Below are 20,623 nucleotides of genomic sequence, written 5' to 3' on the forward strand. Positions count from 1 at the left end.
GCGGGTCCACCACCCGGCCGGCCCAGGAGCGCGCCCGCCCGCTCGCGCCGTACCCCCTGGTCAGGAGGGTGAACCGGCCTTCTTGTGAGTCGGGGTGGTGGCGGGCCACCGGGCGTCGCGGCGTCTGCGGTGGATGCGGAAGCGGTCGAAGAGCACCGGCGCCGGGTCCGGGTCCGCCGGTGTAGCGGTCGGGGTGTGGTAGTAGCTGACGGTGATCGTGGTGCGGCCGCCGATCAGCGATCCGGGGTCGACGTCGAAGACCGCGACGCCGTAGGGGTACCTCTGGTCGGGGTCGCGCACCGCGGACCAGGTCGCCTTCTCCTTGGCGTCCGGATCGGCCTTGTAGGTGAGGCGCTGGGTACGGACGAAGGCCTCCGGGACGCCACCGGCCGGGTCCGTCAGATAGGTGTCGTCGTGCGAGGCGGTGCCGCCTCCGCCCAGGATGAGGTGAACGGTGCCCCTGGAGGTGTCGATGTCGTCGAGCCGGTCGTCGACGACAGCAGGGCGCAGGAGGCCCCCCGGGTCGGTGCCGCGGACGGGGTGGGTGCGCTCGTAGTCGTGGTCGTGGCCGCAGAGGACCAGATCCACCGCGTGCCGGTCCAGGACGGGCAGCAGCTGCTCGCGCAGTCCCATGTCACCGCCGTGACTCGCTGCGGAGGAGGACATCGCGAACTGGTGCAGGGACACCACGATCCAGTCGACGTCCCGTCCCGCCCGTGCACGGGCCAGCGTCCGCTCGAGCCAGCGGAGTTGGGCGCCTTCGCTGTAGCCGCTGATGTAGACGGACTGCCCGGTCGCCGGGTCGATGCTCGCGTCGTCCTCCACCGCGAGGTCATTGCCGTCCAGGACGGCGAAGAGCACCGAGCCGACCTGGAAGCTGTACCAGTTCCCGCAGTAGTCGCGGCTGTGGTTGCCGGGCAGGTCGAAGCGCGTCGCGTACGAGGCGTAACCGAGGTCGCCGCCGCCCGCTTCCACTTCGTGGTTGCCAGGGGCCGGCATCCAGGGACGGTTCGCGGCGGACACCGACATGTTGTTCATGAAGGCGTCCCAGCACTGAGGCTGCGTGTCCTGGTTGTTGTTGGCGTAGGCCAAATCGCCGTTGAGCAGGTGGAAGAGCGGCTTGAACCGCTCCACCTGCCGCACCGCGACGGTCCCGTTGACGGCGGACTTGTTCCACTTGGGGTCGCCGGCGCCGAGATCACCGAAGCTGGTGAACCGGAACGGCACCCGGCCCGGCGCGGGCGCGGTGCGGAAGGTGGAGCGGCGGGGCGCCGCGCCGTCGTGCAGCACCTCGTACACGTACTGCGTGTCCGGACGCAGCCCGCGCAGCCGCACCCGGTGGGTGTACGTCTCCACCTTGTTGAGGCCGTCCACATATGTGGTGGTCTCGGCCCGCACCGTACGCCCCAAATCCCCGCCGGGACGCCCCAGACGCAGGCGGGGCCGGCGCACCGAGGTGGCGGTGGCCCAGGACACCGTCATCTCCCGCGAGGGTTCCTCACCGTAAGCCAGGTGTACCTGCTCGGCGTTCGGAGCGTCCGCGACGGCGGGCTGCGTCCACAGCAGTGTCGAGGCCGGACCGGCCGTCAGCACCCCTGCCGCAGCCGAGGCTTTGAGGACCGTCCTGCGTGCTGGCTGACCCACTGCTGTTCTCCTGCCGCTGGGCTCCGGGAATCGCCCGAAGGTTCACAGCCGCAGAAGAACAGCCCCGCTGGGCAACGGAAACCTCCGGCGGACAGCAGGTGAAGGGCGCACGCCGAACGGATGAAACGGACGGTCGTCAGCGGTGTCGGGCCGAAGAACGGCCGACCCGGTTCGGCAACTCGTCATGTGACATCACCTCCGCGTTCCGCGGGTCTTTCTCCCGCCGTGTGGTTCACACGGTTGAGTAAGGAGCGTCGGCGTCTTCGACGTCGACGGACCCAGGGATGGCATGTCGAGGACTAGGGGGTGTCTGGTGGATCATGGCCGGGGGTGCGGCGCCTGGCACGGCACCTCGCGGCGTTGCCGAAACGCCCCGATAGCTCCGCTATCACGACGTTCCGGCGCCTTGCGATGCACCGCACCAGGCGCCGCACCCTGACCGACCCTGATCCACCAGACACCCCCTAGGTCATCGTGCCGTGGTGCATTCCTTGCGCTCGCCATCGGCGGGTCCGCCCCACGCAGTTCTTCAGGCCGCCGGGCGGGCAGCTGAAAACCCACTCCCGACCCGGCCGCACAGCTTTCGAAGAGGGAGCCGACATGCGAGGCATGGGTCGACGGAGCTTCATGACGGCGGCGGGATCACTGGTGACGATGGCGGCGACGGGCAGCCCGGCCCTGGCCGGCAACCACGCCCGTGACGCCGCGAGCGCTTCCGAGTACGTGGACGTACAGCTGCTCAGCATCACCGACCTGCACGGCTACTTACAGGCGCCGCCCGCAAGTGACGCGGTCATCCGGGGTGCGGGCGGCGCGGAGTTCACCGTCGGCGGTGTGCCCTACCTGGCCGCGCACCTGAACAACCTACGGGCCGGCCGCGCCAACACACTGTTCTTCGGACAGGGAGACTTGTTCTCGGGCTGGGCGTTCCCAGCCGAATCGCTCGCCGACGAGCCCACCATCGAGGCTCTCAACCGCATGGGGCTCGATTTCTCGACAGCTGGAAATCATGAGTTCGACCGCACCCCGGGGTTCCTGATCGACCACATGGAACACGGAAGGCCCTACGAGGGGGCGGGCTGGACGAACAGTTTCCCCGACTCCACAGGACAGACGTTTCCCGGCGCGAACTTCCGTTACTACTCGGCCAACATGCTCTGGGGGAACTCCGGAAAGACCGTGCTCCCGCCGGTGAACGTGGAATGGGTGCGGGGACCGGGCGGGCGGCGACTGCCCATCGGATTCATTCATCTGACGGTCACCGGAACCGACACCGGCTCCACGAGTTTCCAGACGGCTCTGCGGATGACCGAACAAGTGGAGACCGCGAACCGCTGCGCGTCCCGGCTCAAAGCGCAAGGCGTCAACGCGATCGTGCTCAGCATGCACGACGGGGCCGTGGCCGGGAGCGACTTCACCAGTGGGAGCAATCCCTCAGGGCCCGCCTACGACCTCGCACTCACCGTGTCGTCCGACATCGACGCGATCGTCACCGGACACTGGCACTGCGCGTTCAACATGATGGTGCCCGACCCCTCGGGGCGACCCCGGCCGTTCGTCGAGGCGGGCTGTCACGGGCAGCTCATCAACGAGATCAGCCTGCGCCTCGACCCGGCGACGGGGGAGGTGGTGCGGGAGCTCACGGTCTCGACCAACCACCCCACCACACACGACGTGACGCCCGACCCGGAACTCAAGGAGACCGCCGACTACTGGAGCGGTTACGCCGACCACCGGGGTGCCACCCGCATCGGACGCCAGACGGCCTCCTTCACGCGGACGATGAACACGTTCGGCGAGAGCACGATGGGCAACCTCACCGCCGATTGGGCGCTGTGGGCCGGGGGCCAGGACCTGGACCCCTTCGACACGGGCAACATCCACCCCAACGACCCTGCCCGGCTCGCCCTGATCGCGGTGGCCCCGCGTCAAGGCTCCTGCGTCATCAACGCGGACCTTCCCCTCGACGCGACCGCGAAGGGAGCGGTGTCCTACCGCACGGCATTCAACGCCGTCGGCTACGGGGACCCCATCGTCACGGCCACCGTGACGGGGCAGTGCATCCACGACACCCTGGAACAGCAGTGGAAGATGCAGGGGAGTGTGCTCACCTACGCGCCTCTGGCGGTGTCGCACAACGTGCGGTACAGCTTCGATGAGGCCGGGTCGGCGGGCGACCGCGTGGATCCGGCCGACGTCCTCATCGACGGCGTCCCGCTCGACCCGAGAGCCACGTACCGGATCGCCGTCACGGCGTACACGCTGATCGGAGCCGACGACTACCCCGCGCTCCTTGCGCACTCCCAACCGGTGCGCCACACCCGGGACTTCGAGAGCTTCATCGCATACGTCCAGAGCCGGCCCGTTCTGACCCCGGCCCCCCTCGGCCGCGTCACCGCGCACAACGCGGACGCCCTGCGCGCGGAAACCGGCCGGTTGTCGCCGGTGCCCCGCACCCGCGGCGCGGACACTCCCCGGGTGGCCTCGGCGGGCACGGACGGCGGCCACGGACGGTGCTGACCGGCCCGCTCCTGCCGTCCCTGATGCCCGGGGGCACGAGATGCACAGGGACACGAGGATGCACAGGGATGAGGACGCACTGGAACACGAGCAAGTTCGGGCCGACGCCTTCTGCGGGGTCCGCGCCGCGTCCGTACCCGTCGGCGTATTGACCGGTGGCGCCCGGAGCGGACCGGCGCGTCGGGCCGATGAGTTTGCCGGTTGCCTGCAGTCTTCCCGTGACGAGGCCGCCTTGTCGGCCGATCAGGAACGCCGGATCCGTGGTCACGGAGAAGAGGTAGAGGCGACGATGAACAATCCGATTCGGCTGTACATGTCGATGTCGCTCGACGGCTATATCGCGGGCCCGGACGATCGGCCGGGCCAGGAGCTCGGACGCGACGGTGGACGGCTCTTCGACTGGCTCGACGACCGGGAATCCGACAGTCCCAGCGGCCAGATCTACCGCGAGGCGCTGGCAACCGGCGCGGTGATTTCCGGTCGTCGTACCTTCGAACTCGCCGGACGCTGGCAGGGCGATCACCACGACGGCGTGCCGGTCTTCGTACTCACCCACCGAGTGGACGACGGGGACGTGCCGCCCGGCCACGCGCGTTTCGTCACCGATGTCGAGGACTGCGCCCGTGAAGCTCGCGCAGCCGCAGGGGACCGGCCGGTCATGGTCCATGGGGCGGGGGCGGCCCAAGCGCTTCTGCGGGCCGGACAGCTGGACGAGATGGAGATCCATCTGATCCCTGTCCTCCTCGGGGACGGCCGACGGCTTTTCGACCACCTGGGCAGCGACCACATCGAACTCGACCTCGTCCGACGGCTCGAAGACCGAGGCGTCACGCATCTGCGGTATCGGGTGCGTCGGCCCGGGGAGGCCGCGTGAAGACCCTCGTCCTCTCCTACCGCGTCGCCGACCTGGACCGCCGGCTCGGTTTCCGCACCGCTTTGGACGACGGACGGTACGACGGTGACCACGCACAACATCGCCGTGTTCTGCGTCCGGAACGGTCGGGTCGTGTGGTCGCGCGACTACCACGACCACGCCGCCCTGGCCGGTCTGCTGTCTTGACCTGAGGACTGAGCGAGGTTCCACGTCACGGGTGTTGAGGGGTCGCCCTCGTCTATCCTGTCCCGCACGGGCGCCACTGACGCGGTCTCAAGGCTGCCCATCTGGGCAAGCCGTTCTACCGCCCGCCCGCCCGAACCGTGGGCCCCGGCACGGTTACGGCGGCGGTCGGCGTACCGGAGGTCGGCGCCGTGGATGAGCCGCCGCGTACGGCATGCATCCGGGGGGCGACCTCCCACCTGGCCGGACTCGTGCTCCTGATACTGGTGCTGCGCGCCTTCTCCAGCAGCGGCTGCACCGGGCTGACGGGTGCTCTCGGGGCGGACCTGACGGATGTCGACGTCAAGATCGCGTGAGGAGCGGGCTCCTGGTCGTCAAGGTCGTGCCAGTAACGGGGGAGCAGTGCCGAGCGGGGCTCAGGCTGAGCGGACATGATCGCGAAGGAGTTCGCCGGATGACCGTGACCGCCCCGACCACTGAGCAGGGGACTGCCTCTGATGCCGAGGAGCCCCCGGACACCGGGGTTCGCCACAAGCTGACCGTCGTCACTGGGCTTGCCGCCCTGTCTCTCGACGCGATGGCTTCGGTGGCGTACGGGCCCGAAGCCATCGTCCTCGTCCTGGCGGCCGCAGGCGGGCACGGGCTCGGCTTCACGCTGCCCGTGACCCTGGCCATCGGAGGCCTGCTGGCGGTGCTCGTCGCCTCCTACCGGCAGGTCATCGCGGCCTTCCCGGAGGGCGGCGGGGCCTACGCCGTCGCGAAGACGCATCTCGGCCCCCGCGCAAGCCTGGTGGCCGCCGCCTCCCTCGTCCTCGACTACATCCTGAACGTGGCCGTGGCCGTCACCGCCGGTGTCGCCGCTCTCACCTCCGCCCTCCCGGGCCTGTATGAGGACCGCCTGTGGCTGTGTCTGGGCGTTCTAATTCTGATCACGGCAGTGAACCTGCGGGGGATCGCCGACTCGGCCCGGGCGTTCCTCGTGCCCACGGCCGTGTTCGTGGGCGCGATCCTGACGCTGATCGTTGTTGGCCTGTTTCGCGAGGGCCCCGCCTCCGCCGCTGCCTCGGCCGGGCATGCCTCCCTGCTCACCGCCAACGCCACCAGTGTCGGTGCCCTGTTGCTGCTCAAGGCATTCGCCTCAGGCTGCTCGGCCCTGACGGGCGTTGAAGCCATCGCGAACGCGGTGCCGTCCTTCCGGGCTCCCTCCGCTCGGCGCGCGATGCGGGCGGAGGTGGCACTCGGGGCGCTGTTGGGCGTGATGCTGATCGGCCTGGCGGCGCTGATCTCCCGTTTTGGGATCCAGCCAGTGCAAGGTGTCACGGTGCTGGCGCAGCTTGCCGACGCTTCTCTCGGTCACAACTGGGCTTTCTTTGTCGTCCAGTTCGCCACCGTGGTGTTGCTCTCCCTGTCAGCCAATACCTCCTTCGGTGGGCTTCCGGTGCTGTTGAAGTTGCTGGCTCGGGACAACTACGTGCCGCACGTGTTCGGCCTGAAGGCGGACCGGCAGGTCCACCGGCACGGAGTGGTGTGGCTGGCCACAATGTCGGGGGCGCTGCTGATCTTCTCCGGCGGCGACACCAACACCCTTGTGCCGCTCTTCGCGATAGGCGTCTTCATCGGCTTCACGATCGCCCAGACCGGCATGGTGCTGCACTGGCGCGCCACCCGCCAGTGGGGCAGGGCCTTTCTCAACGGACTCGGTGCCCTGCTGACCGGGGTGAGCGCGGCCGTCGTCACAGCCACCAAGTTCAATGACGGCGCGTGGCTGGTCCTGCTTGCCCTGCCGCTCCTGGTCGCTGTGTTCGCGTGCGTGCACCGGGCGTACAAACTGATCGGCAAGCGCCTGGGCGTGGGCCGGATCCCCGAGCCGCCGCACCGCCGGCGTTCCCTTGTCCTCGTTCCCGTCTCGTCCCTGACCCGGCTCACCAGCGAAGCGCTCACCGTGGCCGTCTCCCTCGGCGACGAGGTCCGGGCGGTCACGGTCTGCCATCCGGATCCGGAGGACCGGGCGGCGACCGAGGCCCTGGAGCGCGACTGGGCGCTGTGGAACCCGGAGATCGAACTGGTACGGATCCTCGCCGAGCGCCGCTCGCTGGGCCGCCCCATCACCGCGTACGTACGCAAGCTCACCGCGTCCGAGTCCGCATCCGAGTCAGGGCCGGGTGTCCGGGTGACCGTTCTGATCCCCGAGGCCGAGCCCGAGCACCTGTGGCAGCGGCTGTTGCAGAACCAGCGCGGTGCGATCGTCGCCCACGCCGTACGCCGGGACACGGACGCGGTGATCTGCCGACTCCGCTTCCGGCTCACGGCCCGGCAGTAGTGCGGTGCTTCGCCGGGTTGTTCGTCTGCTCGTGGCAGGCCGGAATCCGGACTCGGGCCGAGCCGCCGCGGAAGGAGGCGCCGGCGCCGCGGTTACCTACCGCTGAGTGCCACCCGGTGGCAGCGCTCGGGCGGCACGTTCTGCCGGCCCGTCAGCCGACGTGGACGTGTGGGCGGCGGCCCCGATCGGATTCCGCCTCCCGCAGCACCTCACGGGTCACGGGGGCCACCTCACCCTGGCCGAGCAGGAAGAAGCGGAGGAAGTTGGCGAAGGGGTTGCCCTCGGTCCACTCGAAGTAGATGTGGGGGCAGACGCCGGTGAGGTCACGGGAGTGCAGAAGGAGGGCTGCGAGGGCATTGGGGATGGAGGAGCTCTCCACGCGCAGGACGCGGTAGCGGTCGTGCAGGAACTCGCCCTTGACCGTGAGCCCGGCCTCGAACTCCGAGGGATCGGTGACGGTGACCTCGACGAAGACGAAGTCCTCGGTGGTGGACAGATCGTTGTCGGTGCGGATCTGCTCGATCTTGTCCCGGTACTCCGCCACGTCACGCCGGTCCGGCTCGTTGGCGATGAAGCGCGGCGAACGCCGGGAGATGTCGCGGATGAAGCCTTCGGCCGTGTCATCGAGTTCCACGTGGGTGACGCGGAGTTCAAAGGCACGGCCGAGACGGGACAGCAGGGAGATGAGGATGATGCCGGCGATGAAACACGCGCCGATCTTCACGCCGTCCGGGCGCTCGATGATGTTGACGACCGTGGTGTACAGGAAGACCGCGGAGATGACGCCGAAGGCGACGGTCCAGCCGCGCTGACCCGCCTTACGGGCCGCGATGGTCACGGCAATGGACGCCGAGCAGATCAGGACGAGGACACCGGTGGCGTACGCGCCGCCCTGGGCGTCCACGTCCGCGTCGAAGAGCCAGGTCACCAGGAACGCGACCAGCGTAAAGACGATCACCATGGGGCGTACGGCACGCGCCCAGTGCGGGGCCATGCCGTACTTCGGCAGATAGCGGGGCATCAGGTTGAGCAGACCGGCCATGGCCGAGGCGCCCGCGAACCACAGGATGAGAATGGTCGAGCCGTCGTAGACCGTGCCAAAGGCGTTGCCGAGGTATTGGTGCGCCAGATAGGCGAGCGCGCGGCCGTTGGCCTGGCCACCCGTCTCGAACTCCTTGTGCGGGATGAGCACGGTGGTGATGAAGCTCGTACAGATCAGGAAGACGCTCATGACCAGCGCGGCGGTCGTGAGCAGCTGCTTGGTGCCGCGGATCCGGCCGGCGGGGTTCGCCTCGGTGTCCCCCGGGTCACCCTGCACGTTCGGCATGACCGACACGCCCGTCTCGAACCCGGACAGACCGAGCGCCAGCTTGGGGAAGACGAGCAACGCGACACCGATCATGCCGAAGACGTTGCCGTGCTCGGTGGTCAGGGCGGCGCTCCAGTCGGTGACGACATGCCCCTCGGTGATCACGTGCCAGAAGCCGGTGGCCACCACGACCGCGTTCAGCACCAGATAGACGCCGACGAGCACGACGGCGACGCCGATCGCCTCCAGGAAGCCCTTGAGGAACACCGCACCGAGCAGCGCGATGAGGATCATCGTGATCAGAACCTGCTTGTCGTGCAGGGCCGATTCCAAGTGGGGATTCTGCACCAGGTGTGTGGAGGCGTCCGCCGCGGAGAGGGTGATGGTGATGAGGAAGTCGGTCGCCGCGAAGCCCAGCAGGGTGAGGACGAAGAGCTTGCCCTTCCAGAACGACAGCAGCCGGGACAGCATCGCGATGGAACCCTCGCCGTGCGGGCTCTCCTCCGCGACCCGCCGGTACACCGGCAGCGCACCTGCGAGCGTGACGATCACCAGCACGATCGTGGCAATCGGCGACAGGAGCCCGGCTGCGAGGGCGGCAATGCCGGGCTGATAGCCGAGGGTCGAAAAGTAGTCGACACCGGTCAGGCACATCACCCGGTACCAGAGCTGGCCCTTGTGCCCGGCGTCCGGAGCCGGCTCCATGGGCCGGGACGGCTTGCCCCTGCCCATGTCGGACAGGCCCTGCAGCATCCACGTGCGCAGCCGGCCCGTGCGCGTGTGGTTCGTGGCGGCCATGGGGGTGCTCCTGGGGGCTGTCAATGGGGCTGTCAGTGGGGGCTGTCGGTGGGGGATTCGGCCATGTCGCGTATGGCCGAGCCAGCGTAAGCAGCCCATCGGGCCCCGCACCCGGCGAGGGCGTCAGGGAAGCGTCAAGATCAGCCTTCCGGGTGTCGTCCTCCTCACAGTCGGTGCACTCGGGGGGATGTGACCGGTCGGGATGGGTGATGAGAACTCGGCTGCGGGACGTGGTCGCCGTGTCACTGTTGCGTTCGGCCCACCGCCCGGAGTCGGGGCCGTCGCCGAGGCTTCGTACCGCCCGCCGCTCGGCCTCCGGCCCGACCCTTGTTCACACCGACATCGCACGGCGCACGTGGTCCTCCGGATGGGCCGGGTCAAGAGCTTTACGCACCTCAGCCATGGGGAACCGCTGGGTCTTGCGGGGCCGGTGTCGGGGCCGGTGTGGCAGGGTCGGACCATGCCGTTTGAACACAACGATCACTATCACCGTCTGCTGTTGCGTCACCTGCCACGGGAGTGCGGTGCGGCCCTGGACGTCGGCTGTGGGACCGGTCGGTTCGCTCGTCGGGTCGCCGGGCTCGGCATTGAAGTCGATGCGATCGATTCGTCGGCGGAGGCCATCGAGGAGGCCCGCGTACTGACGACGCAGATGGCCGGCGATCGGATCCCACGCTTCCGGTACGCGAACGTCGCTGAGATCCAACTGCCCAAGGGGCGCTACGACTTCATCTCGTGTCTCGCCAGCATCCATCACATGCCGTTCGGCACCGTCGCCGCACTGCGTGACGCGCTCGCGCCTGGCGGCGTCCTCGTGATCCTGGGCTGCTATCCGGAAAAGACCTGGCTCGACTGGGCCTGGAGCCTGGTGGCCGTGCCCGTGAACGCTGCCGCCAGGCTGACCGCCCACGTGAAGGACAAGCTGCTTCGCCCTACCACCGCCGCAAGCGGACGAGTACAGATGAGAGCGCCGGTGAGCCGGCCGACTGTTCCCTTGCCGCGGATCCGTCAGGAGGCCGCGGTGCTGCTGCCCGGATCCCGCATTCGCAGGCTTCTGTTCTGGCGTTATCTGCTCGTCTTTCGCAACAGCGGCTGACGGGAGACCGGTGCCGCTACCGCCTCAACCGCGGCTCACCATAAGGGTAGTTCGTGCTCGGCGAGGCCACCACTGGCTCGGCTTGTTCCGGCATCAGCCTCGCTGGCCGGACGATCTCCTCGTACTGTGCGGCGAGCCGGACCAAGGCCCGGGTACCGACCTCGGACCCACGAATGAGCCGCAACGTGCATCCCCCTCCCTCGGGAAGTCGCCTGCACGCTGCGGCTCGCGGTCGTCATGGCCGTGACGCCATGCCGCGCCTGTCTACTTGGGCATGAGGACGGTGTCGATGATGTAGACGGTGGCGTTGGCGGTCGGCACGTTCCCGCAGACCACGTTCGCGGAACCGTCGACCTTGTACGCGGTGCCCGAGCCGGACGTGGTGAGCTTGCCCTTTTCGAGGGTGTCGTAGGAGCCGTTCTCCAACTGCTCGGGGGTGAGCTTCCGGCCGACCACGTGGTACGTGAGGATCTTGGTGAGGGTGGCCTTGTCGTTGAGGACCTTGTCGGTCCACGCAGCCAACCACCACGCCCCTTCCCCTCATGGCCGTCCCCCGTGCCTGAACCACTCCCGTCGGAGGGAGCGCGCAAGGACCTTCGGCGCTGCGCATCGCGTGCCATCGAGGGGCGGTCCTCGGCCGGCGCGCCGCGTGCCATCGGGCGGCGGGCCTCGGCCGGTACGCCACGTGCCCTTGAGGGGCGGTCCTCGGCCGGTACGCCGCGTGCCATCGGGCGGCGATCCTCGGCCGGTGCGCCGCGTGCCATCGGGCGGTGGGGCTCAGCCGGTGCCCCGCGTTCCCCTGACCGGCCTAATCCGTACGGGTCCGTACGGATCCGTACGGGCTCTTTGGAGCCGCGCCTGCCCCCTGGGCGCGCACGGCGGGTGCCCGCCCGCCCGCCGGGACTCGACCGACCCGCCCGGTGGGCCGGGATATAGCCTGCGTGCCATGACCAATGTGCAGACACCCACGCCCCGGGCCGCGCTCGACATGCTGCTGGCCGGCAACCAGCGGTTCGTGACCGGCTCACCCGAGCACCCCAACCAGGGCGCCGCTCGCCGTACCGAGGTCGCGCCGGGCCAGAACCCGTTCGCCGTTCTCTTCGGATGCTCCGATTCCAGGCTGGCCGCCGAGATCATCTTCGACCGGGGTCTCGGCGACCTGTTCGTGGTGCGCACCGCCGGGCACGTCATGGGTCCGGAGGTGTTGGGAAGCGTCGAGTACGGCGTGAGTGTGCTGGGCTGCCCGCTGGTCGTGGTGCTCGGACACGACGCCTGTGGAGCCGTCGGGGCCGCCCGCTCCGCCGTTCAGGACGGCACGGCAGCCGTCGGTTATGTGCGCGATGTCATCGAGCGGGTCACCCCCAGCGTGCTGGCCTCCCAAGCGGCGGGCCACACCGAGGACGAGGAGTTCATCGCCGAGCACATACGGCACACGGTGGACCTCCTGCTCGACCGCTCCCGGGTTCTCGCGGAGGCCGTGGCCGCGGGCAGCACTGCGGTGGTGGGCCTGTCCTACCGGCTCGTCGACGGGACGGCGCGCCTGGTCACCGCGCGGGGTGTCGAGGTGCCGGAGAACGTCGCCTCCTGACCCGGCCCTCAGTACTTTCGCGGGCCGGTGCACATGGCTGGGCGTCGCGTGGCCGTGCGTCTGCTCGCCCGAACTACGGATGCCCGGCCGGGCGCCGCCACAGATCGCCTCGTGTCCGGGCGGAACTAGGGGGTGTCTGGTGGATCAGGGTCGGTCAGGGTGCGGCGCCTGGTGCGGTGCATCGCAAGGCGCCGGAACGTCGTGATAGCGGAGCTATCGGGGCGTTTCGGCAACGCCGCGAGGTGCCGTGCCAGGCGCCGCACCCCCGGCCATGATCCACCAGACACCCCCTAGGGCCCGGCGGGTGCGGCCGGCGTGGGACGGCTCCGCTCCCGGGCGACCCAGGTGTCCACGCGCGACCACTGGTCGGTCAACCAGGACTCCCGGGCCTGCCGTCCGGCCGGTATCGCGTCGTCGGGCACGCTCCACCAGGTGGCGCGTACGGCCGCCGGCAGGGGGATCGACCGCCACAGCCGGGCCGGCGAGTCGATGCGGTCGAGCCCGGTGTGCGCGACGAAGACGACCGCCGCTCCCGCGTCGCCCGCCCCGTCCAGCGCCGCGAGCGAGCCCGCCATCCTGGGCGGCAGGACATGGTGCTCGCGGCGTGCGCGAGCCGCTCGGCGGAGCTGGCCGGTGCGGTTGAGCCAGCGGATCGCCCGCTGCCTGCGGCCTTCGGTGAAGTTGCCGCCCTCGGGGAACAGCACCAGAGCCTGGCCCGGGTGCAATGCGGCCGCCAACGAACGTATGGCGTCCGAGGTCCCCGCATCGGCCCGGTGCGGAACGAAGCAGTGCGGCAGGCGGCTGAGCACGATGTCCAGGCAGGGATCCCAGCGGAGGAACTGTTTGAGGACGACCTGAGGGCGCAGCCCCGCGCCGCACAGGAGGCTGTGCACCAGCAGGATCGAGTCCCCGGGGCCGGCATGGCGGGCGAACACCACCAGACCCTCACGCGCCCGGTCCGCACTCGGCGGGATCGACGGGATCGGCGGGTCGACCTCGACCCGCAGCGAGAAGATCCACTTCGAGCACGCGACCAGGACGCTCAACAGCCGCTCCAGTACTCGGTAGTTGAGCGTCACCAGCCGCTCAGCGCGGTCCTCGCCGCCGCCCAGGCAGCGCAGCCGGACGACCCCTGCCGCGAGCACCCCGACCAGGTCGGCGCAGAGGTACACGAGGACGTAGAGAGCCAGGCGTTGCGGCTGCCACCCTCGTCCATACCGTCCGGCGAGCAGGGACAGCGGGGCAAGCGCCACCGTCACGAGCAGCAGGGCGGCGGCGACGGGGATCAAGACGACGATCATGGGCACGCTGACGCATCGTCTGACCACGTCACGTGCGCCGACCGCGCGGCTCACGGAGCTTCGTCCGTGCGGGGTTTGCCCGCGGCGTCCAGGTAGGCGGCGGACGCCTCGTACGCCAGCTCCATCCGACGGGTGGAGAGGTCGAAGTCACGGTGACGGAATGTCCGGCCCGCGCTGCGCTTCCCCTTCGCGGACGCCGCCCCCGTGGGCAGCAGGTGCACCTCGACACCCTCGGGCAGGTCGGCCATGTCGCGGGTGAAGCGGTGGCGGCGGGCGATCTCGAAGGCCACCGCGGCCACCTCCCAGGGCGCCCGCGGCGCGCGCAGCGGCCGCTCGACGCGCCCGACTTGCAGCACGTAGACGGTGCGGGCCCCGGCGGCGACCGCGCGGCCCACGGGAATGCTGTTTATCAGGCCGCCGTCGAAGAAGTGCTCGCCGTCGACTTCCAGCGGAGGCAGCAGCCCGGGGACCGCGCACGAAGCCATCACCGCCGGGATCAGGGGCCCCTCGGTGAACCAGTGCTCGCAAGCCCTCTCGATGCTCGCCGCGACGCACTGGAAGGGCACCGCAAGATCCTCGATGCGCCGTGCCGGAAGCCGGCTTTCCAGGAGTTCACGCAGCGGCGCGGAGGAGTAGACATGGGTCCGGTTGCGGGCCGCGATCCGCAGACGCTGGAGCGCGGACCCGGCGAAGACGCCCGAGCGGCCCAGGCTTCCCCACAGTTCGCCCAGCTGCGCCACGGTCCGCGCCGTGGGCTCGGCCGCGATCGCTGCGCCATTGATCGCGCCCACAGACGTCCCGACCACCAGGTCCGGATTGATCCCGGCCTCGATCAACGCCCTGAGCATCCCGACCTCGTAGGCGCCGAGCGCTCCGCCTCCGCCCAGGACGAACGCACAGCGGTAGTCCCTGCCCGGCCCGTCGGGTTGCCGTGTCACAGCGTCGTCACCCATACCCAGCACCTGCCCCGGGCCGCCCCATCCACGCTCGCCCGGAACTCGACGCGGGCGCGCGGTTCCACGGAGCCGGCCTCTCCAGGACAGCGGAGCGGCAATCACCCTCCAGGCTCTCGCGTCCGACCAGCGCCCAAGCCGACCAGAGCCCGACCCTACGCGGACCCACCGCTACGAATCGCCCCACTCATGGCGCGCGGCGGTGTCCGGTCCGATCCTCGATGGGAACCCTCGCCTCGGCACAGGACCGGCGCTGACCGGGTCGGTGCTCCCTGATGGAGCGCGCACGGGCGGTGGCCCGAGAACCCCGGTGGGCGGACATGAATGCCCCGATCGCGGATATCAGATGATCCATGGTGCGTTTCGGGGCCGTGGGCCTTCTTCTTCTGTGTGCAGCCGCGGCAGTGGCTTCGGCACTCCTCGTGTCCCCGTGGTGGTGGTTCGCGGGCGTCCTGCTGTGCGCCGTCGCGGCGACCGGCTGCTACGACCTGGTGCAGCGCCGCCACTCGGTACTGCGCAACTACCCGGTTCTCGGGCACGCCCGCTTCCTCCTGGAGGCGATCCGTCCGGAACTCCAGCAGTACTTCGTGGAGCGCAATTACGACGGCCGCCCCTACGACCGCGACACGCGCAGCATCGTCTACGAACGGGCCAAGGGCGTGGACGCCGAGGAGCCGTTCGGCAGTGAACGCGACATGTACGGCCGCGGCTACGAATTCCTTGTGCCGTCGATGCATCCGGTGGACCCGGCGAAGGAGCCCCCGAGGGTGCGCGTCGGCGGCCCGGACTGCACCCGCCCGTACGACATGGCGCTCCTGAACGTCTCCGCGATGAGCTTCGGATCGCTCTCAGGCAACGCCGTCCTGGCCCTCAACACGGGCGCCGCGCGGGGAGGTTTCGCGCACGACACCGGTGAAGGCGGACTGTCCGAATACCACCTGCGTCCCGGCGGCGACATCATCTGGGAGATCGGCACCGGCTACTTCGGCTGCCGTACGAAGGACGGGGACTTCGACCCGGAGAAGTTCCGCGAGAAGGCCGCCCATCCGGCCGTCAAGTGCGTCTCCCTCAAGCTCTCCCAGGGCGCCAAGCCCGGCATCGGCGGTGTGCTGCCCGGCAGCAAGGTCAACACCGAGATCGCCCAGGTCCGAGGCGTCCCCGAAGGCGAGACGGTCATATCACCGCCGTACCATCGGGTCTTCTCCACGCCACGCGAGATGGTGCGCTTCCTGGCCCGGATGCGCGAGCTCGCCGACGGCAAACCGGTCGGCTTCAAGCTCTGCCCCGGCTCCCGCGTGCAGTTCCTCGCCGTCTGCAAGGCCATGCTCGCCGAAAACATCACCCCGGACTTCATCATCGTGGACGGCGCCGAAGGCGGTACCGGCGCCGCACCGCTGGAGTTCGCCGACCACCTGGGCATGCCCCTCACCGAGGGGCTGGTCACCGTCCACAACGCGCTGGTCGGCGCCGGGCTGCGCGACCGCATCCGGATCGGTGCGAGCGGCAAGGTCGCCACCGGATCCGACATGGTCAAGCGTCTCGCGATGGGCGCCGACTGGACGAACGCGGCCCGCGCCATGATGTTCGCCGTCGGCTGCATCCAGGCCCAGCGCTGCCACACCAACCGCTGCCCGACCGGCGTCACCACCCAGGACCCCCGCCGGGCCCGCGCCCTCGACGTGGCGGACAAGTCCGACCGGGTCCGCCGCTACCAGGCGGCCACCGTCTCCAGCGCGCTGCAGATCATGGCCGCGATGGGCGTGTCCCATCCGGACGACCTCGGCCCGCACATGCTGCGCCGCCGTGCCACCGACGCCGACGACTTCCGCTCCTACGCGGAGCTGTACGACTGGCTGAAGCCCGGCCAGCTGACGGACGACCCGCCTCGGGGATGGGCCGCCGACTGGGCGGCCGCGGACCCGGACAGTTTCACGGGCTGACGTCCTTCCTCTTCACGGGCTGATGTCCTCCTGCCGGTTTGCCCGAGATTGCGTTTGAACGGGATGAACCGGTGCACCAGATGGAGGAAGGGACACACCGGCATCCCGGAAAGCCCCAGGTACAGCCCCCGCACGACCTCGCAGTCCGGCTCCACTCGGGCCGGCCCCGCAGAAAGGCCCCTCTCATGTCCCGCACCGTCGCCCGCCTGTTCATCGACACGCTGGAAGAGCTCGGTGTGCGGCATGTCTTCGGCGTCGTCGGCGACGCGCTCAATCCCCTCACCGATGCCATCAGGACCTCCGAATCCCTCACCTGGGTCGGCTGCCGCCACGAGGAGGCCGCCGCGTTCGCGGCCGGGGCGCAGTCGCAGCTCAGCGACACCCTCGGCGTCTGCATGGGCACCGTCGGGCCCGGTTCCGTACACCTGCTCAACGGTCTGTACGACGCGGCCAAGAGCGGCACGCCCGTACTCGCCATCGCCGGGCAGGTCCCGCTCTCCGAGGTCGGCACCGACTACTTCCAGGAAGTCGACAACGACCTCCTGTTCAAGGATGTCGCCGTCTTCCGGGCCACCGTGACCTCGCCCGAGCAGCTGCCCGCTCTGCTCGAAGTCGCCGTACGCACCGCCATCGGCCGCCGGGGCGTCGCCGTCCTCACGATCCCCGGCGACATCGGCGGCCAGGAGGTGCCCGCCGACCGGCCGGTGCGGCTCTCCGTCGCCGGTTCCGAGAACCGGCCCGAAGACCCCGCCCTCGATGAGGCCGCGCGGCTCATCGACGACGGCGGGAACGTCACCCTGCTCGTCGGCCGCGGCGCCCGGACCTCCCGCGAGGACGTTCTGACGCTCGCCGACCGCCTTGCCGCACCCATGGTTCTCACGCTCAAGGCCAAGGAGGGCTTCGAGGGGGACAACCCCTTCCAGGTCGGCCAGACCGGCCTGATCGGCAATCCGGCGGCCGCCCACGCCATGGACCACGCCGACACCCTGGTTCTGCTCGGCACCGACTTCCCGTACCGGGACTGGTATCCCGAGGGGAAGAAGGTCGTTCAGGTCGACCGGGTCGCCGAGCACATCGGACGCCGGGTGCCCGTCGACGTGGCTCTCGCCGCCGACGTCGGCCCCACCGTCCGCGGACTTCTTGAGCGCGTCGCCCCGCGCGAGGACCGAAAGCATCTGGATTCCGCACGCGAGAAGTTCACCCAGTGGCAGGAGGGGCAGCGTCGGCTGGCCGCGCCCGGTCACGACAAGGGCCTGATCGGCAGGGTCCGTTCCGCCTTCGACAACCGTGACCACCTGGTACGCCCCGAGGCGCTTGCCGCCGCGGTGGACGCCGCGGCCGACGACGACGCCGTGTTCACCTCCGACACCGGCATGGCCACCGTCTGGCTCTCCCGTTTCGTCGAGATGCGCGGAAGCCGTCGGCTCATCGGCTCCTACAACCTCGGCTCCATGGCCAACGCCATGCCGCAGGCCATCGGAGCCCAACTCCTGGACCGCGAGCGCCAGACCGTCGCCTTCTGTGGTGACGGCGGCCTGTCGATGCTGCTCGGCGACCTCATGACGATCCGTAGCGAACGGCTGCCCGTCAAGCTCGTCGTCTTCGACAACCAGCGCCTGGGCATGGTGAAGCTGGAACAGGAACAGGCGGGTCTGCCGGAGTTCGGCACGGTCCTGGACAACCCCGACTTCGCCGCGGTCGCCCAGGCACTCGGCATCACAGGCATCCGCGTGGAACGCGCCGAAGACCTGCCCGACGCGATCGGGCGTGCCTTCGCCGACCCCGGGCCGGTCGTCCTCGACGTACTCACCAACCCCGACGAAATCGCCGTTCCCGCCAAGCCCACCGTCCAGCAGGGCTGGGGCTTCGCCATCGCCAAGGTGCGCGAGAACCTGAACAGCATCGGAAGCTGACCCACGCGGCGCGGCCCGCGCGGGTACGGGGGATTGCTCCGCGGATGCGGGCCGACCCCCTGCGGCCCGGGGACCTCGGCCCCGTCTCAACGATGTGCGGGCCCGGCCAGGCCGCATTCGTAGGCGGCGATGACGAGTTGGGCTCGGTCCCTGGCCCCCAGCTTGGCCAGCAGATGGCTGACGTGGGTCTTCACCGTGCCAACGGTCAGATACAGCTCGACAGCGACTTCGCTGTTGGACAGCCCACGTGCGATCAGACCCAGCACGTCACGCTCGCGGCCGGTCACCCCGTCCAGAGTGCCGGTGACCGGGCCCGGGTAGCCGGGGCGGCGGACGTAGGTCTCGATGAGCCTGCGGGTGACGCCGGGTGACAGCAGCGACTCACCGGCGGCGATCACCCGCACGGCGTCGATCAGGCGTGCGGGGGGAGTGTCCTTGAGGAGGAAGCCGGCGGCGCCTGCGCGGAGCGCCTCGAAGACGTACTCGTCCAGGTCGAAGGTGGTGAGCACCAAGACATGGACGGGCACCGGGGACTGGCCGCCGAGCAGCATGCGGATGGCCTCGATGCCGTTGATCCCGGGCATGCGGATGTCCATCAGGGCTACATCGGGGCGCAGTTCGCGGATCAATTTGACCGCCTGAGCCCCGTCGGCCGCTTCGCCGACGACCTGGAAGTCGTTTTCCGACTCGATCAGCACCCGGAAGCCGGCACGCACAAGGGTCTCGTCGTCCACCACGACGACCCGTACCGTCATGCGCCCTCCAGATCGGCGCCCACGGGGAAGTGGTCTGTTCGCCCGTCTGTGGCGCACGACAGCCGGGCGGTGACGCGAAAGCCGTGCGGCGAGAGCGGGCCCGCGTGAACCTCGCCGCCATAGAGGTGGGCGCGTTCCTTCATGCCGGTCAGGCCATGACCATCGGTGACCGGCGTGGTGGTGCGGCCGACTCCGGCATCGACGACCGTGAGAGCGACCTCGCCCGGCGTGTAGGAGACCGTCGCCCAGGCGTGGTTGGTGCGGGCATGTTTGACGACGTTGGTCAGGGCTTCCTGCACGATGCGGTAGGCGGCGCGGTCCAGGCCCCGGGGCAGGGCGTGCGGGTGACCGCTGATCGTCAACTCGACCTGGACACCGGCCCGTCGGGTCTGTTCGAGAAGCGCATCGAGGTCGTCGAGACCGCCGGGCAGCCATTCGGCGCCGTCGTCATCGCGTAGGACACCCAGCAAGGAACGCAGCTCTCCCAGGGCGGCCCTGCTCGTCGTCTCAATCGCGGAGAGGGACTTCGCGGCCTCGTCGGGCCGACTGCCGATGACATGGTGGCCGACGCCTGCCTGGACCGCGACGATGCTCAGGCTGTGCGCGACGACGTCGTGCAACTCCCGGGCGATGCGCATGCGTTCCTCGACGAGGAGGAGCTGAGCCCGCTCACCGGACTGCTCGACCAGACCTCGGGTGTAGGTACGCCCCTGCCTGGTGGACCATCCGACCGCCCAGGCGGCGGCCTCGACGATGAGGCTCTGGCTCATTCCCCACCAGCCCCAGTAGTCGTGCCCTGTCATACGCTGCATAGGGATCATCAGGGCGATTTGCACGACGACTGCCACGGCGCACACGTACGCCGCGACATGCGCGGGTCGGGCGACTGCCACCCCGTACACCAGCAGAGCAGTCGCCAGCAAGCCCGTCAGGTTGAGCGCGCCGTTGGCCGCCATCATCACCGACCCCGCCGCCAGCGCAGGCAGAGGCAGCAGCCGTCGGACGGCGACGGCCCCACCCATCAAGCACGTCAGCACGGTCTGCCATGCCGGCCAGCCCGTGTGGTGCGTGCCAAGCGTCCACCACAAGACGTTCGACGCCATCAGAACCATGGCCACAAGCACATCCAGGCCGACCAGTTGAGTTGTTGTCAGCCTCTTGTCGAAGGACGCTCCGTCAGGCCTCACCATCACGACTCGCACGCATCCGACCCTAGCCGGGAGCGCGATCATCCGCCTCTGTCCAGAGACAGAGACCAGCCAGTCGTTCCGTGGCCAGATCCGCGGGGCGGGCGCCCTCTGCGAGCGTCGGCCGCATGGATCTTTCCCGGGCCCCCGCCCCCCGACCGCTTACCCCCGCCCCCCGACGGCGACGGCTTACCCCCGCCGCCCGATGGCTTTCCCCGCTGCCCTGGGGCTTCGCCCTGCTC

At 69.6% G+C, this 20,623-nt stretch carries 14 protein-coding genes and 2 pseudogenes; 8 read left to right on the top strand and 8 right to left on the bottom strand.

Going from position 1 to position 20,623, the window contains the following annotated elements:
- Nucleotides 1–60: 60 nt before the first annotated feature.
- On the bottom strand, nt 61–1,644 hold the full coding sequence (locus ACGFW5_RS25840; protein ID WP_393836661.1) for a purple acid phosphatase family protein: 1,584 nt from the start codon (nt 1,642–1,644) through the stop codon (nt 61–63).
- 600 nt (nt 1,645–2,244) lie between these two features.
- On the opposite strand from ACGFW5_RS25840, the gene ACGFW5_RS25845 reads away from it, so the two are divergent.
- From ACGFW5_RS25845 to ACGFW5_RS25860, 4 genes are all read left to right on the top strand, one after another.
- Nucleotides 2,245–4,164, top strand: coding sequence for a bifunctional metallophosphatase/5'-nucleotidase (locus ACGFW5_RS25845; protein ID WP_393836662.1), 1,920 nt, complete (start codon nt 2,245–2,247; stop codon nt 4,162–4,164).
- Nucleotides 4,165–4,453: 289 nt separating this feature from the next.
- Entirely contained in the window at nt 4,454–5,038 is a 585-nt protein-coding gene (locus ACGFW5_RS25850; RefSeq protein ID WP_393836663.1) for a dihydrofolate reductase family protein, read from the top strand.
- Nucleotides 5,039–5,412: 374 nt separating this feature from the next.
- Nucleotides 5,413–5,577: a hypothetical protein gene (locus ACGFW5_RS25855; protein ID WP_393836664.1), complete on the top strand. Its 165-nt coding sequence runs from the start codon at nt 5,413–5,415 to the stop codon at nt 5,575–5,577.
- A 98-nt stretch (nt 5,578–5,675) separates the two neighbouring features.
- The gene (locus tag ACGFW5_RS25860) at nt 5,676–7,541 is read left to right on the top strand and encodes an APC family permease (protein ID WP_393836665.1); all 1,866 of its coding nucleotides are present in this window, start codon (nt 5,676–5,678) and stop codon (nt 7,539–7,541) included.
- A gap of 151 nt (nt 7,542–7,692) precedes the next feature.
- Here the strand turns inward: ACGFW5_RS25860 and ACGFW5_RS25865 are convergent, their stop codons facing one another.
- Together ACGFW5_RS25865 and ACGFW5_RS25870 are read right to left on the bottom strand one after the other, a co-directional pair.
- Entirely contained in the window at nt 7,693–9,648 is a 1,956-nt protein-coding gene (locus tag ACGFW5_RS25865; RefSeq protein ID WP_393836666.1) for an amino acid transporter, read from the bottom strand.
- A 235-nt stretch (nt 9,649–9,883) separates the two neighbouring features.
- Nucleotides 9,884–10,021, bottom strand: a pseudogene (locus tag ACGFW5_RS25870) (MerR family transcriptional regulator); the annotation flags it as partial.
- Between the two features lie 87 nt (nt 10,022–10,108).
- On the opposite strand from ACGFW5_RS25870, the gene ACGFW5_RS25875 reads away from it, so the two are divergent.
- Nucleotides 10,109–10,744 (top strand): class I SAM-dependent methyltransferase, encoded by a 636-nt coding sequence (locus ACGFW5_RS25875; RefSeq protein WP_393836667.1) that lies wholly within the window; start codon nt 10,109–10,111, stop codon nt 10,742–10,744.
- Between the two features lie 264 nt (nt 10,745–11,008).
- Here the strand turns inward: ACGFW5_RS25875 and ACGFW5_RS25880 are convergent.
- A pseudogene (locus tag ACGFW5_RS25880) lies at nt 11,009–11,251 on the bottom strand (fasciclin domain-containing protein); the annotation flags it as partial.
- A 439-nt stretch (nt 11,252–11,690) separates the two neighbouring features.
- Here ACGFW5_RS25880 and ACGFW5_RS25885 point away from each other — a divergent pair.
- Nucleotides 11,691–12,332 carry a carbonic anhydrase gene (locus ACGFW5_RS25885; protein WP_393836668.1) on the top strand — a complete coding sequence of 214 codons (642 nt, stop codon included), beginning with the start codon at nt 11,691–11,693 and terminating at the stop codon, nt 12,330–12,332.
- A 290-nt stretch (nt 12,333–12,622) separates the two neighbouring features.
- Here the strand turns inward: ACGFW5_RS25885 and ACGFW5_RS25890 are convergent, their stop codons facing one another.
- Nucleotides 12,623–13,633 carry a 1-acyl-sn-glycerol-3-phosphate acyltransferase gene (locus ACGFW5_RS25890; protein ID WP_393836669.1) on the bottom strand — a complete coding sequence of 337 codons (1,011 nt, stop codon included), beginning with the start codon at nt 13,631–13,633 and terminating at the stop codon, nt 12,623–12,625.
- A 50-nt stretch (nt 13,634–13,683) separates the two neighbouring features.
- Entirely contained in the window at nt 13,684–14,586 is a 903-nt protein-coding gene (locus ACGFW5_RS25895; RefSeq protein ID WP_393836670.1) for a patatin-like phospholipase family protein, read from the bottom strand.
- Nucleotides 14,587–14,939: 353 nt separating this feature from the next.
- Between ACGFW5_RS25895 and ACGFW5_RS25900 the strand changes: the two genes are divergently transcribed.
- Both ACGFW5_RS25900 and ACGFW5_RS25905 read left to right on the top strand, forming a co-directional pair.
- Nucleotides 14,940–16,526, top strand: a complete 1,587-nt coding sequence (locus tag ACGFW5_RS25900; protein ID WP_393836671.1) for an FMN-binding glutamate synthase family protein — start codon at nt 14,940–14,942, stop codon at nt 16,524–16,526.
- A gap of 185 nt (nt 16,527–16,711) precedes the next feature.
- A complete protein-coding gene (locus ACGFW5_RS25905; protein ID WP_393836672.1) occupies nt 16,712–18,439 on the top strand; it encodes a thiamine pyrophosphate-dependent enzyme in 1,728 nt (575 codons plus the stop codon).
- Between the two features lie 86 nt (nt 18,440–18,525).
- On the opposite strand, the gene ACGFW5_RS25910 is transcribed toward ACGFW5_RS25905, so the two are convergent.
- Together ACGFW5_RS25910 and ACGFW5_RS25915 are read right to left on the bottom strand one after the other, a co-directional pair.
- Complete coding sequence (locus ACGFW5_RS25910) at nt 18,526–19,194, bottom strand: response regulator (protein WP_393836673.1); 669 nt, start codon at nt 19,192–19,194, stop codon at nt 18,526–18,528.
- Nucleotides 19,191–20,396, bottom strand: coding sequence for a sensor histidine kinase (locus ACGFW5_RS25915; protein ID WP_393836674.1), 1,206 nt, complete (start codon nt 20,394–20,396; stop codon nt 19,191–19,193). Before ACGFW5_RS25915 ends, ACGFW5_RS25910 begins: the two co-directional genes overlap by 4 nt.
- Nucleotides 20,397–20,623: the final 227 nt, after the last annotated feature.

The sequence above is a fragment of the Streptomyces sp. NPDC048416 genome (genome assembly GCF_043200435.1).
Taxonomy (GTDB): domain Bacteria; phylum Actinomycetota; class Actinomycetes; order Streptomycetales; family Streptomycetaceae; genus Streptomyces.